Genomic DNA, 14,873 nt, shown 5'->3' on the forward strand with positions numbered 1-14,873 from the left:
CGGCCATGGCGTTCGCGATCACCCAGAACTGCTGCTCGGACGCCTCCTGCGTCTCGGTGTGCCCGGTCAACTGCATCCACCCCACGCCGGACGAGCCCGAGTTCGGGCACACCGAGACGCTGTACGTCGACCCCGACACCTGCATCGACTGCGGTGCCTGCGCCGATGCCTGCCCCGTCGACGCCATCGCCCCCACGTGGGTGCTGCGCGCCGACCAGCAGGTGTACGCCCAGGTCAACGCCGATTGGTTCACCCGGCCCGACGCCGTGCCCACCCCGGCCTGGGGCGCCCCGCGCTTCCCGACCGTCGACCTCTCGGCCATCGGCCGGCTCGAGGTGGCGATCGTGGGCACCGGTCCCGCCGCCGTCTACGCCGCGCAGTCCGTCCTGCGGGCCACCGAGGCGCGGGTGACCTTCCTCGACCGGCTGCCCACGCCCGGGGGGCTGGCCCGCTACGGCGTCGCCCCGGACCACCCCGGCACCCGCCGCGTGCTCGAGCACACCACCGCTGTGCTGCGGCACCCCCGGGTGACCCTGCAGCTGGGTGTCGAGGTGGGCCGCGACCTGACCCCGGCCCAGCTCGCCGAGCGGTACGACGCCGTCCTCTACGCCACGGGCGCGGCCGGTGACCGGGCGCTGGGTGTGCCGGGTGAGGAGCTGGCCGGCAGCGTCTCGGCCCGCGAGGTCGTCAACTGGTACACCGGGCACCCCGAGGCCGCCCCCGTGGACCTGTCCCGCGTGCAGCGGGTGGTCGTCGTCGGCACCGGCAACGTGGCGCTCGACGTCGCCCGCATGCTCGCCGGCCAGGCCAACCGGCTGGCCAGCACCGAGACCTCCCCGGCCGCGCTCGCCGCGCTGCGCACCAGCGCGCTGCGCGAGGTCGTCGTCGTCGGCCGGCGCGGGCCCGCGGACGCCGCCTGCAGCCGTGCGGAGCTGCGCGCCCTCACCCACCTGCCCGGCGTGCGCACCGTGCTCAGCGGCAAGGCCCCCGACGTCGTCGAGCCGGGCTCGAAGGCCGAGCTGTTCGCCGGCCTCGACCGCTTCGACGACGACCTGTCGGCCGCCCCCGAGCCCGGTCGGCGCATCGTGTTCGCCTTCGGCCAGGCGACCCAGGAGGTGGTCGGCTCCGACGGGCAGGTCACCGGCATCGTGCTGCGCTCGTCGGAGGGCGACGTCGCCGTGCCCGCCGAGCTCGTCGTCCGGGCAATCGGGCACCGCGGCACCGAGCTGCCCGGTCTGCCCTTCGACGACGAGAGCGGCCGGGTGCCGCACGAGGCCGGCCGGGTGCTCGGCGCACCGGTGGGCACGTACGTCGTGGGCTGGGCCAAGCGCGGGCCGTCGGGTGGCATCGGGGCCAACCGCCCGGACGCCGAGGAGACGGTGGACTCGCTGCTGGCCGACGCCGCGGCGGGCCGCATCGGCCGCCACCGCTGACCCCCGCCCGTCGTGCGCCGCCCCTTCTGCAGTTGATCATCGGCAGATGGCTGGCGCGCACAGCGTGTCGGGCAACCACCTGCCGATGGTCAATTCGGGGTCTCGACCTCGACCACCTCGCGGGCGACCGTCGTCCGCACCTCGGCCTCGCCGGGCACCCAGGTGGTGGCCAGGCGGACGCGCTCGCTGGGGACGGACCGGACGGTCACCACCGGCTCGTCGGCGTACAGCGTCAGCCACCGGCTGGCCGTGGCCGGACCGCGCGGCACGGAGGAGGTGTCGGTCGCGGGTCCCATCTCCACCCGCACGCGTTGACGGCTGACCTGCACGGGGACGAGGACCTCCTCGGTGATCGTCTCCACCACCAGGCGCGCGCGGCCGACGGGGATGACCTCGGTGCCGACGTCCAGGCGTTCCTCGGCGCGGGTGACGGCGTGCTCACCTGGCATGACGTGCTCCGATCGACGTGCCGGTGCCGGCAGGGACGGTGCCGGGGTGGGCGGGCGCCCACCCCGGCCGGACTCGTCAGCGACGGGTGTCGCGACGACCGTCCTCCACCTGCTCGATCTCCTCGTGCGCGACCTGGGCGTTCACCTGCTGCTCCTCGGTGACGGTCTCGGTGCCCAGCCGGACCCGCTCGACGGGCACGGTCTCCTTGTCCACCACGGGCCGCTCGGCGTGCAGCGTGACCTCGTGCTCCTCCTCCGACAGCGCCGGGCCGTCGAGGGCGTCACCGCGGTTGGCGTCGGTGATCGGCTCGCGTTCGATGCGCACCTCCTCGCGGGAGACCGGCACGCTGCGGGTCACGTTCTCGGTCACGACGTGCTTGCGCAGGCGGGCGCGGCCGACCTCGGTGGCCTCGGTGCCCACGGACAGCCGCTCCTCGGAGCGGGTCATGGCGTCGTCCGTCGTCGGACCCGACGTGTCGCGACCGACCGTGCCGGCGTCGTTGCGGGTGCCTGTCAGGGTGCTGTCGTCGTGGTCGCCTGCCCGAGCGGTGTGCTGCCCGCGGTCGTTAAGGTCGTCCCCGAGGCGGGCGGTGCCGCCGGCGGTGTGGTTGCCGCGGTCGTCGAGGTCCGTGCCGATGCCGCCTGCCGCACCCGGGGCGCGGTCGGTGTCGGTCGTGCGGCCCTGGTCGCCGACCATGCCGGTGCCGTCGCCGACGCCGTAGTAGGCGTAGAGCTCGCTCTCCTCGCTGGGGGAGAGGTGGCCGTCGGCCTCGATGGAGGGCGCGTCCTTGACCATGGCCTTGGCGTAGGGGACCCGCAGCGAGTCACCGCTGAGCTCGGCCTCCCGGAGCGGGACGAAGGTCTCGCGGGTGCCGAACAGGCCGGTCTTCACGGTGGCCCACTCAGGGCGGCCGCTCTGGTCGTCGAGGTAGACCTCGCTGACCGATCCCAGCTTGTCGCCGTCGGAGTCGACGGCGGTGCTGCCGATGAGGGTGTCGATGTCGCGCTCGGTGATCACGTGTGTCTCCTGCCGGTAGGCGGTGCAGACGGATCCCCGCGTGCTCCGGTCGGCCGGTCGGGCTGCCGGGCAGAGCGGGGGAAGGGACCTGGCGGCCCACCGCGTGGTCTGGAGCGGGACGGCCAGGAACGAGCACGGAGGCACTGCCCTGCCCCGTGCCCACCCCAAACGACACGCCGGAAACTTCCTCCCGAACCGGTTCCGCGCCCACCGTCCGCCCGCTCGGCGTCGCGGCCGGCCCCCACCTTCGCGACCCCCCTGATCGACGCCGGCCCGGAGGTCAGCCCTGGGCGAGCTCGGCGATGTGCTGGGTGTCGCGCCAGCCCTGCAGCCGCGACTCGTAGTCCTTCGTCGCGATGCCCAGCGGGGCGGTGCCGAAGAAGACCCGTAGCGGCGGGGTGTCCATGTCCACGAGCTGGAGGACCGCAGCCGCGGACGCCTCGGGGTCACCCGGGGTGGAGACCCGGGCCGTGCGCTGCTCGGCGGCCTTGACCCGGAACTCGTCGTAGGCCGGGTTCGGGGTGGCGTGCTTGGCCGAGGCACCGGGCCAGTCGGTGTCGAACCCGCCGGGCTCGATCAGCGTGACGTGGACGCCGAAGTCGGCGACCTCGGCGGCCAGCGCCTGCGAGAAGCCCTCGAGCGCCCACTTCGACGCGTTGTAGATGCCGATGTTCGGGAACGCCGAGATGCCGCCGATGCTCGACACCTGCAGGACATGGCCCGAGCCCTGCTCGCGCAGGAACGGCAGCGCGGCCTGGGTGACCCAGAGCGCGCCGAACACGTTGGTCTCGAACTGGGCGCGGGCCTCGGCCTCCGAGACCTCCTCGACCATCCCGAACTGGCCGTAGCCGGCGTTGTTCACCACGACGTCGAGCCGGCCGAAGTGGGCGTGCGCCCGCTCGACCGCGGCGAACACCGCCGTCCGGTCGTCGACGTCGAGCTGGACCGGGAGCACGCGGTCGCCGAAGCGGGCGACGACGTCCTCCAGCGAGGCGGTGTCGCGGACGGTGGCGGCGACGGAGTCCCCGCGCTCGAGGGCGGCGATGGTCCAGGCGCGGCCGAAACCGCGGGAGGCGCCGGTGAGGAACCAGGTCTTGGGCATGCCGGGGCCAGCGCGGGCCGGCCCCGGCATGTTCCCGTCAGCGGCGGTCGTCGTCCGGGGGCGGGGTGTCGTCGCTGATCCGCGGCAGCTGCGCCGTGCCGGGCTCGTCGGAGCTGGGGGGCTCCTCGACCGGCACCGGCGGTCGGTCGTAGGCCTGCTGCGGGTCGGGGGCCGCACCGCCCGACCACGGCTGCGGCTGCCCGTACTGCTCGCCGTACTGCTGGTCCCCGTACTGCTGCCCGTCGTGCGGCTGCTCGCCGTGCTGCTCGGGGTACTGCTGGTCAGCGGCTCCGTAGGCCGTGGCACCGGCCTGGGGGTACCCCTGTGCCGGGTGCTGCGGCTCGGGGTGCTGCTGCCCCGGGTGCTGCGCGCCGGGGGCGTCGAACACCTGGGTGGGCTGGTACCCCTGCTCGGCCTGCCCGTAGGCGACCGGCGCGGCCGCCTGCTGCTGGGCCGCCTGCTGCTGGGCCGCACGCTCGGCGGCGGCCCGCTCGGCCGCCATCCGCTCGGCCTCGGCCTGCTGCGCGCGCTGCCGTTCGGCCTCGACCCGCTCGGCCTCCTGGCGGGCGCGCGCGGCGGCTTCCTGCTCCTCACGGGCGCGCCGGGCCTCGGCGGCGATCCGGTCGCCCTCGGCCTTGAGCACCTCGGACGCCGGCCGGGCCTGCTCGGCCTCGCGTCGCATGTTCGGGGCCTCGGACTCGACCTTGGCCAGGGCGTTCTCCCAGCGCTGGCGCATGGGGACGATGCCGCCGCCGCCCACGGCGACGACGACGACGCCGACGACCGCGACGAGCACGGCGTAGAGCACCGCGTTGACCACGTTCTGGGCGATCTCGAGCTGGTTCAGCGCCGCGATGACGCCCAGGGCCAGCACCACGGTCGAGGCGGCGGTGGCCAGCGTGCGGGCGTAGGACAGCGAGCCCAGGGCGTTCTGCACGACCAGCTTGACCGCGGCGGCGATGGCCGCGGCGATCACCAGGATGAGGATCGCGACGAAGACCTTCGGGAGGTAGCCGATGATCGCCGCGAGGTAGTCGCTGATCGGGTTCTGCCCGAACACCCCGAACGCGGTGGAGAGCACGAAGAGCATCACCGCGTAGAACACGATCTTCGCCAGCACCTGCGAGGCGTCGTACTGCGAACCGGACAGCAGCTTGCGGATGCCGCCCCGCTCGACGGCCCGGTCGAACCCGACCTTCTCGAGCACCTTCACCAGGAGCTTCTCCAGCGCCTTGGCGATGAACCACCCGACCACGAGGATGATCGCGGCGAGCAGGAGCTTGGGCACGAACGACACGACGTCGCCCAGTGCGTTGCGGACCGAGTCGCCCATGGTGTGGACCTCCGAGATCGACGGCGTGCCCCGGTCACGATGCCCGAACTCGGCCGACCCCACCCGTCGAGATCCCAGGAACCCGATCCAGGTTGCTCCGGTGGACATCTTCCTGGCCGTCGGCCCCGCCGAGCAGGCCGGCGCGGTGCTCGGCGCGCTCGGCCAGGTCGCGACCACCACCGGCTGAGCGGTCGGCCCGCGTCGGGGGCGGCCAGGTCGCTGCTCGCCCAGTGCGCAGCCAGGCCGGTCATCCGTGCGGGATGACCGGCCTGGCTCAGCGGTCGAGGAGCAGGATCAGCGGCGGCGACCCAGGAGGTAGCCGACCAGCACGCCGAGCAGCGTGAGCGCGGCGCCGCCCGCGGCGGCCACGGCCAGCTCGGCCGGGGCGGAACCGACCGCGGACGGCGCGGCCGGGGCGGCGAAGCGCACCGGGGCCGACTCCGTCGAGCTGCCCGCCGAGGTGCTCTGCGGGGTCGACCCGCCGTGCACCGCGGTGTCGCTGACCGCCGCGGCCGAGGGGGTGACGTCGGCGTTGGCCGGCGCCGCGGCGGCAGGGGCCTTGCCGGTCAGCTCGGCGTCGATGGCGGAGAAGAACTGGCCGGCCAGCCGCTTGGCGACACCGGTGATCATGCGCTGGCCCACGCCGGCCACCGCACCGCCCACGACGGCGTCGGCGTCGTAGGTGAGCTTGGTACCGCCGTCGACGGCCTCCAGCGTGATCGGCACGGTGGCGCGCACCGAGCCGGGCCCGCCCGAGCCCGAGGCGTGCATGACGTAGCGGGTGGGCTCGGTCTTGTCGGTCAGCTTCACCTCGCCGGCGTAGACACCACGGATGGCGCCGACCCCGACCGAGACGGTCATGGCGTACTCGTCCTCCCCGGTGCGCTCCAGCCCCTGGCAGCCGGGGATGGTGCGGGCCAGCACGGCCGGGTCGGTGATTGCCGCCCAGACCTTCTCCGGGGGAGCGGACAGGGTGGCGGTGCCGTCGAGCTTCACGCGGTGGCTCCAGTCGGTGAGGGGACGCGCTCGGCGTCGGGGTTGCGGACCAGGTCGTAGAGCTCGGTGGGGGAGATGGGCATCGCCGCGATGCGGCGGCCCACGGCGTCCTCGATGGCCGAGGCGATGCACGCCGTGCCGGGGATGACGCCGGCCTCGCCGGCGCCCTTGAGCCCCAGCGGGTTCAGCGGGGACGGGGTCTCCTGGTGGTCGATGACCACGTCGGGGACCTCGCTGGCGTAGGGCATGAGGAAGTCCATGAACGAGGCGTTCTGCAGCTGGCCGTCGGCGTCGTAGGCCATCCGCTCGTACAGCGCGCCGCCGACGCCCTGGGCCACCCCGCCGTGGACCTGGCCCTCGACGATCATCGGGTTCACGATGTTCCCGCAGTCGTGCACCACGGCGTAGTCGACCACGTCGATCTCCCAGGTGGTCGGGTCGATCTCGACCACGGCGGCGTGCGCGCCGGAGGCGAAGGTCGACCGGATCGGGGAGTAGTAGTCGACGTGCTCCAGGCCGGGGGCGTCGCCGACGGCGACCGGCGGCTTGGAGTCGTCGCCGGGCCCGGCGAACTGGGTGGCCTGCCGGGCGGCCTCGTCGAAGGCGTAGCGCAGCGGGTTGGACAGGACGGCGACCGTGCGCAGCGGGATGGACGCGCCCGGCGTCCCCTTGACCTGCACCAGGCCCTCGTCGATCTCGAGGTCGTCGACGTCGGCCTCGAGCACGTCGGCGGCGATGCGCAGCGCCTTCGCCCGCACGCCGCGGGCGGCCAGCGCGATGGCGTTGCCGCTCATGACCGCGGCGCGGGAGGCGAAGGTGCCCACCGCGTAGCCGAAGCGCCGGGTGTCGCCGGTGGTGACCTCGACGTCCTCGATCGGCACGCCGAGCTCGTGCGCCACGATCTGGGCGAACGCGGTCTCGTGGCCCTGGCCCTGCGACGTGAGGCCGGTGGAGACCAGCACCTTGCCGCTGCCGAGCACCTGCACGTGCCCGCCCTCGTAGGGGCCGGGGCCGGTGCCCTCGACGTACATGGCCATGCCGATGCCCAGCTGCTTGCCCCGCGCGGCGGCCTCGGCGCGGCGCTCCTCGGCCCTGTCCCAGCCGACCAGGGCGATCAGCTTGTCGAGCAGGCCCTCGTAGTTGCCCGAGTCGTAGATGACCGGCCGGCCGTCCTGGAACGTCAGGTGGTGGTCGTAGGGGAACTGGTCGGGCTGGATGAGGTTGCGCCGGCGCACCTCGGCCCGGTCCAGGCCGAGGTCCTGGGCGATGCGGTCCATCGTCCGCTCCATGGCGTAGCAGCCCTGGGGCCGGCCCGCGCCGCGGTAGGGCGTGACGATGACGGTGTTGGTGTAGACGCTGTCGATGCGCACCCGGTAGACGGGGATCGCGTACGGGCCGACCAGCTGGGTGGCGGTCACGATCGGCACGATGATCCCGTAGGGGGTGTACGCGCCGTTGTCGTGCCAGCCGCGGACGTCGAGCGCGGTGACCCGGCCCTCGTCGTCGTAGCCGACGGTGATCTCCTGCCGCTGCTCGCGCTCGTGCGCCGAGGAGATGAAGTGCTCGCGGCGGTCCTCGGCCCAGTGCACCGGCTGGCCCAGCGCGATGGCGGCCATAGGCACCAGCAGCTCCTCGGGCCACGGGTGCACGATCTTCACGCCGAACCCACCGCCGACGTCGGGCGCCACGACCTCGACCTTCTCCAGCGACAGCTGGAGCTTGGCCGCGATCGCCGCGCGCACCGACGTCGAGGCCTGGGTGGAGGTGTGCACCCGCAGCGACGAGTCGTCGTGGTTCCACACCGCGTGCACGCCCTTGCCCTCCATCGGCATGCAGGCGCTGCGCTCGATGTACTGGGTGAAGCTCAGCGTGTGCGCCGACGCGGCCAGGGCCGCCTCGACGTCGCCGGTCTCCTGGTGGTGCCGGGCGGCGACGTTGTCGGGGACGTCGCTGTGGACGCTGTGCACCGCTTCCCGAGCTGCGTCGACGCCGACGACCACCGGCAGCTCCTCGTAGGAGACGGCGATGCGGTCGCAGACGTCCTCGGCGATGTACCGGTCGGTGGCGACGACCATGACCACGGCCTCGCCCACGTGCTGGACGACGTCGCGGGCCAGCGGGAAGCCGGTGCGCGGCGCGGTCAGCTGGGGGTGCGGGATGAGCACGGGCAGCGGCTCGGCCATCGGGCCGACGAGGTCGTCGTAGGTGTAGACGGCGACGACGCCCTCGACGTCCAGCGCTGCGTCGACGTCGATGTCGACGATGCGGGCGTGCGCGTACGGGCTGCGCACGAACGCCGCGGCCAGGGCGCCGTGGCCGATGTCGTCGGTGTAGCGGCCCCGGCCGGTGATCAGCCGGAGGTCCTCGCGCCGGCGAACCGGCTCGCCGAACAGCTTGGTGGTCACTCGGCGGCCTCCTTCATGAGCCCGGCGGCGCGCCGGCAGGCCTTCTTGATGTTGGCGTAGCCGGTGCACCGGCAGAGGTTGCCGCCGACGATCTCGTCCACCTCGTCGTCGGTGATGTCGGTCGAGGGGTCCCGCGCCTCGAGGCCGGCGGCCATGGTCATGAGGAACCCGGGGGTGCAGAACCCGCACTGCAGGGCGTGGCACTCGCGGAACGCCTCCTGGACCGGGTGCAGGATCTGGCCGCCCTGGCCGTCCTCCCGTGCCAGGCCCTCGACCGTGGTGACCTCCGTGCCGTCGACCTGCACGGCGAGCACCAGGCACGACCGCACCGGGGTGCCGTCGACCAGCACGGTGCACGCACCGCACACCCCGTGCTCGCAGCCGACGTGGGTGCCGGTCAGCTGCAGGTCGTGGCGGAGGGCGTCGGACAGCAGCCGGCGCACCGGCACGGTGGTTTCACGTGGCACACCGTTGACGGTGACGGTGATGGCCCGTTCGGTGGAGACGTCGGTCATCGGTCTGCGGCCTCCTTCGCGGCGCGGGCGAGCGTGCGTTCGGTGAGGACGCCGACCAGCAGCCGGCGGTAGTCCGCGCTGGCGTGCAGGTCGCCGTCCGGGTCGACGAGCGAGCGGGCGAGGTCGCCGGCGGCGGCCCAGTCGGCCTCGGCGACCGGGCGACCGGCGACGGCCTCGGTGAGGTCGTGCACCTCGGGCACGAGCCCGACGGAGATGTAGGCCGCCCGGGCCGAGACGACCCTCGAGTCCTCGTCGAGGGTCACGGTGACGCCCGCACCGCAGACGGCGTAGTCGCCCTTGCGGCGGGAAACCTCCTCGAAGGCGGTCCCCGAGCGCGGCGGCAGTGCGGGGAAGAAGGCGTCGGTGACGACGGCGGGGCTGTGCACCGAGGTCTCCAGCGGGCCGACGAAGAAGTCGGCCCAGTCGATGGCCGAGGAGCCCTCCGGCGTCGCGACGGTGACGGAGCCACCGGTCAGCGCCAGCACCGAGGTCATCTCGCCGGAGGGGTCGGCGTGCGCGATGGAACCGACGGTCGTGCCGCGGTTGCGGATCGCGGGGTGGGCGACGTTCGACGTCGCGCGGGCCAGCAGCGGCTGCACCTGCGCGGCCTCGGCGTGGTGCAGCAGCTGGGCGTGCCGCACGAGGGCCCCCACCCGGACCCCGGCGCCGTCCCCGGAGGGGGTGACGTCGACGGTGTCGAGGCCGGGCACCTTGTTGATGTCCACCAGCGTGGCCGGGGAGGCCAGGCGCATGGACAGCAGCGGGAGCAACGACTGCCCACCGGCCAGCACCTTGGCGCCCTCCTCGGAGAGGAGGGCCAGGGCCTCGTCGAGCGAGGTGGGGTCGGCGTAGCCGAACGGGGCGGGCTTCACGCGGCTCCTCGGGTGGTCGCAACCGGACCCCCACGACTCTGGCACCGGGACGACGGGGGCGGAAGTACCTCAGCGCTAAAACTTATCGAGCCCGTCGGGCGGTGGGCGGGACGACGAACGCCGGCCTCCGCGGAGCGCAGGTGAGTGCGTCCGCGGGGGCCGGCGAGGTCGTGGTCGGTGCTGTCGGTTCAGGTGGAGCTGTGCGAGCCCGTCTTCCCGAGGGCCGGGCCCGTGCCGTGCCGGAAGCCGTCCTCGGAGAGGAGGGCGTCCTGCATGTCCGTGGGGGCCAGGGCCCGGGCGACGTGCCAGCCGGCGACGGCCACGATGGTGCCCAGGGCGATGCCGCCGAGCTGGAACGTGTCGGTGAAGACCAGGGTCACGTTGCCGATGCCGATGATGATCCCGGCGGCCAGCGGCACCAGGTTGATCGGGTTGGCGAAGTCGACCCGGTTCTCCTTCCAGATCTTGGCGCCCAGGAGGCCGATCATCCCGTAGAGGACGACCGTGATGCCGCCGAGCACGCCGCCGGGGGTGGCGTTGACGATCGCCCCGAACTTGGGCACCAGGCCCAGCAGGATGGCCACGAGCGCAGCCACGTAGTAGGCCGCCGTGGAGTAGACGCGCGTGGCGGCCATGACGCCGATGTTCTCGGCGTAGGTGGTCGTGGGGGAGCCGCCGACCGAGGTGGCGATCACGGTGCCGACGCCGTCGGCGAAGACCGCCCGGCCCATGACCGGGTCGAGGTCGCGCTTGGTCATCTCGCCCACGGCCTTGACGTGGCCGGCGTTCTCGGCGACGAGCGCGATGACGGCGGGGAGCACCAGCAGGGTGAAGTTCAGCGAGAAGCTGGGCGCGGTGAAGGTGGGCAGCCCGAACCACGGCGCGTCGGCGACCCCGGACAGGTCGACCCGGTCGTGGGTGGTGGCCTCGGCTGCCCCGCCGAGCACGGAGGTGATGGGGCCGGCGGTGGCGTCGAGCAGCAGCGAGAGCAGGTAGCCGAAGACCAGGCCCAGCAGGATGGAGATGCGCGACCAGAACCCGCGCAGCGCGAGCGAGGCGACGATGACGAAGGCCATCGTGGCCAGGGCGACCCACTGGTCCTGGGGCCAGTAGGTGTTCGCCGCGACCGGGGCCAGGTTGAAGCCGATCAGCAGGACGACGGCACCGGTGACCGCCGGGGGCAGCACCTTGTTGACCACCCGGACGCCGGCTACCTGGATGAGGATGCCGACCAGCGCCAGCACCACGCCGGCGACGAGGATGGCGCCGACCTTGTCGGACACGCCACCGCCCTGCGCGGTGATGGCGGCCACGCCGCCGACGAAGGCGGCCGAGGTGCCCAGGTAGGAGGGCACCTTCCCCTGCACGATGAGCAGGAAGACGATCGTCGCGACGCCGCTCATCATGATCGCGAGGTTGGCGTCGAGCCCCATGATCAGGGGGAAGACGAAGGTCGCGCCGAACATGGCGACCACGTGCTGGGCACCGATGCCGATGGTGAGCGGCCACGAGAGCCGCTCGTCGGGGGCCACGGCCTCACCGGGCGGCGGGGTCTTCCCGTCGCCGTACAACTTCCACCCGAACGCCATGACGTTCCTCCTGCTCGGTGCGGCCGGTGTCGTGGCCGCAGATGCTCTCCGGCGGGCTCGATCCCACCGGGCAGCGGTCACTGTGACACCCACCACCGACACTGCGGAAGTACCTCAACGCTAAATCTTCATACCCGTGATGTTGCCGCGAGATGTCCCTTACCGCTGAGATACTTTCGCGGTAGCGTCCCGTTCGTGAGCGACTCGGTGCACGTCTCCCTGCGCAGCGGCGTCTACGCCGACTCGGTCAAGCTGATGCAGGTCAGCAAGACCGTGGGTGCCCGCGACGGCGTGGTCGCCGTCCTGGTCGCCATGGCCACGCCGCTGAACCTCGAACTCGCCGCCGGCATGGGCCTCTCGCCCGAGGGCGACGCCACGCCCGACCAGCTGCTGATCGCCCTGCGGGCCACCGACGACGCCGAGCTGGCCGCCGCGGTCACCGCCGTCGAGGCCGCGCTGACCGCCCGCGAGGAGCGCGGCTCGGCCGACGCCATCCCCCCGCGCACGCTCGGCTTCGCGATGGAGGAGGACCAGGACGTCCCGCTGGCCGTCATCAGCGTCCCCGGTCCCTACGCGGTCGCCGAGGCCATGGACGCCGTGGCCGCCGGCCGCAGCGTGCTGGTCTTCTCCGACGGCGTCCCGGTGGAGCACGAGGTCGCCCTGAAGCAGGCGGCCCACGAGGCCGGTGTGCTGGTCATGGGCCCCGACTGCGGCACCGCGATCGTCTCCGGCGTCGCCCTCGGCTTCGCCAACGTCGTCCGGCCCGGCCCCGTCGGCCTGGTCGCGGCGTCGGGCACCGGCGCGCAGCAGGTCAGCTGCCTGCTCGACATGGCCGGGGTGGGGGTCAGCCACGTGCTCGGCACCGGCGGGCGCGACCTGTCGGCCGCCGTCGGCGGCCTGGCCACCCTCGACGCGCTGCGCATGCTCGACGCCGACGAGGCCACCGAGCGGGTGCTGCTGGTCAGCAAGCCGCCGGCCCCCGAGGTGGCCGCCGAGGTCGTCCGGACGGCCGCCGAGCTCGGCACCTCCTTCTCCAGCGCCGCGCTGAGCGCCGACAGCCCCGACCTCACCGCCGCGGTCGAGACCCTGCTGCGCGACATGGGCACCGACGTCCCCGCCTGGCCGACCCGCGCCGGCGCCGACCGCGCGACCCCCGCGGGCGCCGTCCTCAAGGGCTTCTACTCCGGCGGCACCCTGGCCGACGAGGCGATGCTGGTGGCCGCCCCGGCGCTCGGCGACGTCCGCAGCAACACACCGCTGAAGCCCGAGCTCGACCTGGGGGCCGACTTCGGGGCGCAGGGGCACGTCGTCGTCGACTTCGGTGACGACGCGCTCACCGTGGGCCGGGCGCACCCGATGATCGACCCCACGCTGCGGCTGGAGGCCATCGCCGGCCTGGCCGCCAGCGGTGAGCCCGCCGTCCTGCTCATGGACGTCGTCCTCGGGTACGGCGCCGACGCCGACCCCGCCGGTGCGCTGGCACCGGCGATCCGCGACCTGCCCTTCCCCGTGGTGGTGGGCCTGATCGGCACCGAGGGCGACCCCCAGGGGTGGTCCCGCCAGGCCGATGCGCTGGCCGCCGCCGGTGCGCACGTGTTCGCCTCCAACTCCGCGGCCACCCGGTTCGCGCTCGACCTGATCGGGGCCTCGAAGTGAGCAACCTCCTGAGCGGGCGCCCGGCCGTCGTGGCCGCCGGCGTCGACGTGTTCTCCGACGCCCTGCGCGCCCAGGGCGTCGCCGTCACCGACGTCGAGTGGCGCCCGCCGACCATCGGGTCGGCCGACGACCTCACCCAGCTCGCCCTCGACCCGCGCCGCGCCGCGGCCAACCGGGTCGCCGTCGAGCGGGTGCTGGCCAGCCGGTCCACCCTCACCGACGTCCGGCCGGCGTCCGACGTGCTCGGCCTGTCCGGCCGCACCCTGCTGCACTCGGGCCCGCCGCTGACGTGGGAGACCGCCTCGGGTCCGATGCGCGGCGCGCTCGTCGGCGCCTGCCTCTTCGAGGGCTGGGCCGACACCCCCGAGGCCGCCGAGCAGCTGCTGGCCTCGGGCGGCGTCGAGCTCGACAGCTGCCACCACCACCGCGCCGTCGGCCCGATGGCGGGCGTGACCAGCCCGTCCATGTGGATGTGGTGCCTCACCGACCCGACCGACGGCCGGCAGGCGTTCAGCAACCTCAACGAGGGGCTGGGCAAGGTGCTGCGCATGGGCGCCTACGGCCCCGAGGTGATCACCCGCCTGCACTGGATGACCGACGTCATGGGCCCGATCCTGCAGGCCGCCGTCCGGTCGCGCACCGAGCCGCTGGACGTCACCGGCGTGCTGGCGCAGATGCTGCAGATGGGCGACGAGGCCCACAACCGCAACCGTGCCGGCTCGCTCATGACGCTGCGCGAGCTGTCCCCGGCGATCGTGGCCGTCGACGCCCCGAAGGCCGACGTCGCCGAGGTGCTGCGCTTCATCGGCGGCAACGAGCACTTCTTCCTCAACCTGGGCATGCCGAGCGCCAAGCTCGCGATGGACGCCGTCGGCGACGTCCCCGGCTCGACGATGGTCACCACGCTGGCCCGCAACGGCACCGAGTTCGGCATCCGGACGGCGGGCACCGGCGACCGCTGGTTCACCGCGCCGGCCAACACCCCGGTCGGCCTCTTCCTCGGCGACTACGGCCCCGAGGACGCCAACCCCGACATCGGCGACTCCGCGATCATGGAGACCTACGGCATCGGCGGGTTCTGCATGGCCGCCGCCCCGGCGATCGTCCGGTTCGTCGGCGGCACCGTGCCCGACGCGCTGGCCACCACCGAGCGGATGTACCAGATCACCCTGCAGGAGAACCCGGCCATGCAGGTGCCGATCCTCGGCTTCCGCGGCGCGCCCACCGGCATCGACGTCCTGTCGGTGGCCCGCACCGGGTGGCTGCCGCAGATCAACACCGGCATGGCCGGCCGGGTGGCCGGCACCGGTCAGGTCGGCGCCGGCCTGGTGCAGCCGCCGGCGGCGTGCTTCGAGCAGGCCGTGGCCGCCCTCGCCGAGGAGTCCCGCGCCGCCCTCGGCTGATCACTGGCCGGCGTCACCCGGCCGCCGTCCCACCCGCCCCCCCACCCCCCGCCCCAGCCCCCCCCCCATCCCCCGCGCCCGCCCCCCGACCGCGCCCGGGCC

The 14,873-nt window shown here is 73.8% G+C and carries 13 protein-coding genes; 4 read left to right on the forward strand and 9 right to left on the reverse strand.

Annotated elements, in window-relative coordinates:
- The first annotated feature begins 5 nt into the window (after positions 1-5).
- Positions 6-1,433: an FAD-dependent oxidoreductase gene (locus TEK04_RS17865; RefSeq protein ID WP_336405710.1), complete on the forward strand. Its 1,428-nt coding sequence runs from the start codon at positions 6-8 to the stop codon at positions 1,431-1,433.
- A gap of 89 nt (positions 1,434-1,522) precedes the next feature.
- On the opposite strand, the gene TEK04_RS17870 is transcribed toward TEK04_RS17865, so the two are convergent.
- The 4 genes from TEK04_RS17870 to TEK04_RS17885 all read right to left on the reverse strand — a co-directional run bounded on the left by TEK04_RS17870 (position 1,523) and on the right by TEK04_RS17885 (position 5,335).
- Entirely contained in the window at positions 1,523-1,882 is a 360-nt protein-coding gene (locus tag TEK04_RS17870) for a DUF2382 domain-containing protein (RefSeq protein WP_336405711.1), read from the reverse strand.
- 76 nt (positions 1,883-1,958) lie between these two features.
- Positions 1,959-2,900, reverse strand: a complete 942-nt coding sequence (locus tag TEK04_RS17875; RefSeq protein ID WP_336405712.1) for a DUF2382 domain-containing protein — start codon at positions 2,898-2,900, stop codon at positions 1,959-1,961.
- A gap of 280 nt (positions 2,901-3,180) precedes the next feature.
- Positions 3,181-4,002 carry an SDR family oxidoreductase gene (locus TEK04_RS17880; RefSeq protein WP_336405713.1) on the reverse strand — a complete coding sequence of 274 codons (822 nt, stop codon included), beginning with the start codon at positions 4,000-4,002 and terminating at the stop codon, positions 3,181-3,183.
- A 37-nt stretch (positions 4,003-4,039) separates the two neighbouring features.
- Entirely contained in the window at positions 4,040-5,335 is a 1,296-nt protein-coding gene (locus TEK04_RS17885) for a mechanosensitive ion channel family protein (protein ID WP_336405714.1), read from the reverse strand.
- Here TEK04_RS17885 and TEK04_RS17890 point away from each other — a divergent pair.
- On the forward strand, positions 5,334-5,522 hold the full coding sequence (locus TEK04_RS17890) for a hypothetical protein (protein ID WP_336405715.1): 189 nt from the start codon (positions 5,334-5,336) through the stop codon (positions 5,520-5,522). The two genes, TEK04_RS17885 and TEK04_RS17890, sit on opposite strands and share 2 nt — an antisense overlap.
- 107 nt (positions 5,523-5,629) lie before the next feature.
- On the opposite strand, the gene TEK04_RS17895 is transcribed toward TEK04_RS17890, so the two are convergent.
- The 5 genes from TEK04_RS17895 to TEK04_RS17915 form a co-directional block, all read right to left on the reverse strand.
- Entirely contained in the window at positions 5,630-6,331 is a 702-nt protein-coding gene (locus tag TEK04_RS17895) for an SRPBCC family protein (protein WP_336405716.1), read from the reverse strand.
- Positions 6,328-8,736, reverse strand: coding sequence for an aerobic carbon-monoxide dehydrogenase large subunit (gene cutA, locus TEK04_RS17900; protein WP_336405717.1), 2,409 nt, complete (start codon positions 8,734-8,736; stop codon positions 6,328-6,330). Before cutA ends, TEK04_RS17895 begins: the two co-directional genes overlap by 4 nt.
- Positions 8,733-9,251, reverse strand: a complete 519-nt coding sequence (locus TEK04_RS17905) for a (2Fe-2S)-binding protein (RefSeq protein WP_336405718.1) — start codon at positions 9,249-9,251, stop codon at positions 8,733-8,735. Before TEK04_RS17905 ends, cutA begins: the two co-directional genes overlap by 4 nt.
- Positions 9,248-10,123 carry an FAD binding domain-containing protein gene (locus tag TEK04_RS17910; RefSeq protein WP_336405719.1) on the reverse strand — a complete coding sequence of 292 codons (876 nt, stop codon included), beginning with the start codon at positions 10,121-10,123 and terminating at the stop codon, positions 9,248-9,250. The genes TEK04_RS17905 and TEK04_RS17910 overlap by 4 nt, the downstream gene beginning before the upstream one ends.
- Positions 10,124-10,311: 188 nt before the next feature.
- A complete protein-coding gene (locus TEK04_RS17915) occupies positions 10,312-11,712 on the reverse strand; it encodes a uracil-xanthine permease family protein (RefSeq protein WP_336405720.1) in 1,401 nt (466 codons plus the stop codon).
- A gap of 195 nt (positions 11,713-11,907) precedes the next feature.
- Between TEK04_RS17915 and TEK04_RS17920 the strand changes: the two genes are divergently transcribed.
- Both TEK04_RS17920 and TEK04_RS17925 read left to right on the forward strand, forming a co-directional pair.
- On the forward strand, positions 11,908-13,368 hold the full coding sequence (locus tag TEK04_RS17920; protein WP_336405721.1) for an AllF/FdrA family protein: 1,461 nt from the start codon (positions 11,908-11,910) through the stop codon (positions 13,366-13,368).
- A complete protein-coding gene (locus TEK04_RS17925) occupies positions 13,365-14,771 on the forward strand; it encodes a YlbE family protein (RefSeq protein ID WP_336405722.1) in 1,407 nt (468 codons plus the stop codon). The genes TEK04_RS17920 and TEK04_RS17925 overlap by 4 nt, the downstream gene beginning before the upstream one ends.
- Positions 14,772-14,873: the final 102 nt, after the last annotated feature.

The sequence above is a fragment of the Klenkia sesuvii genome (assembly GCF_037083825.1).
In the GTDB taxonomy this organism is placed as follows: domain Bacteria; phylum Actinomycetota; class Actinomycetes; order Mycobacteriales; family Geodermatophilaceae; genus Klenkia; species Klenkia sesuvii.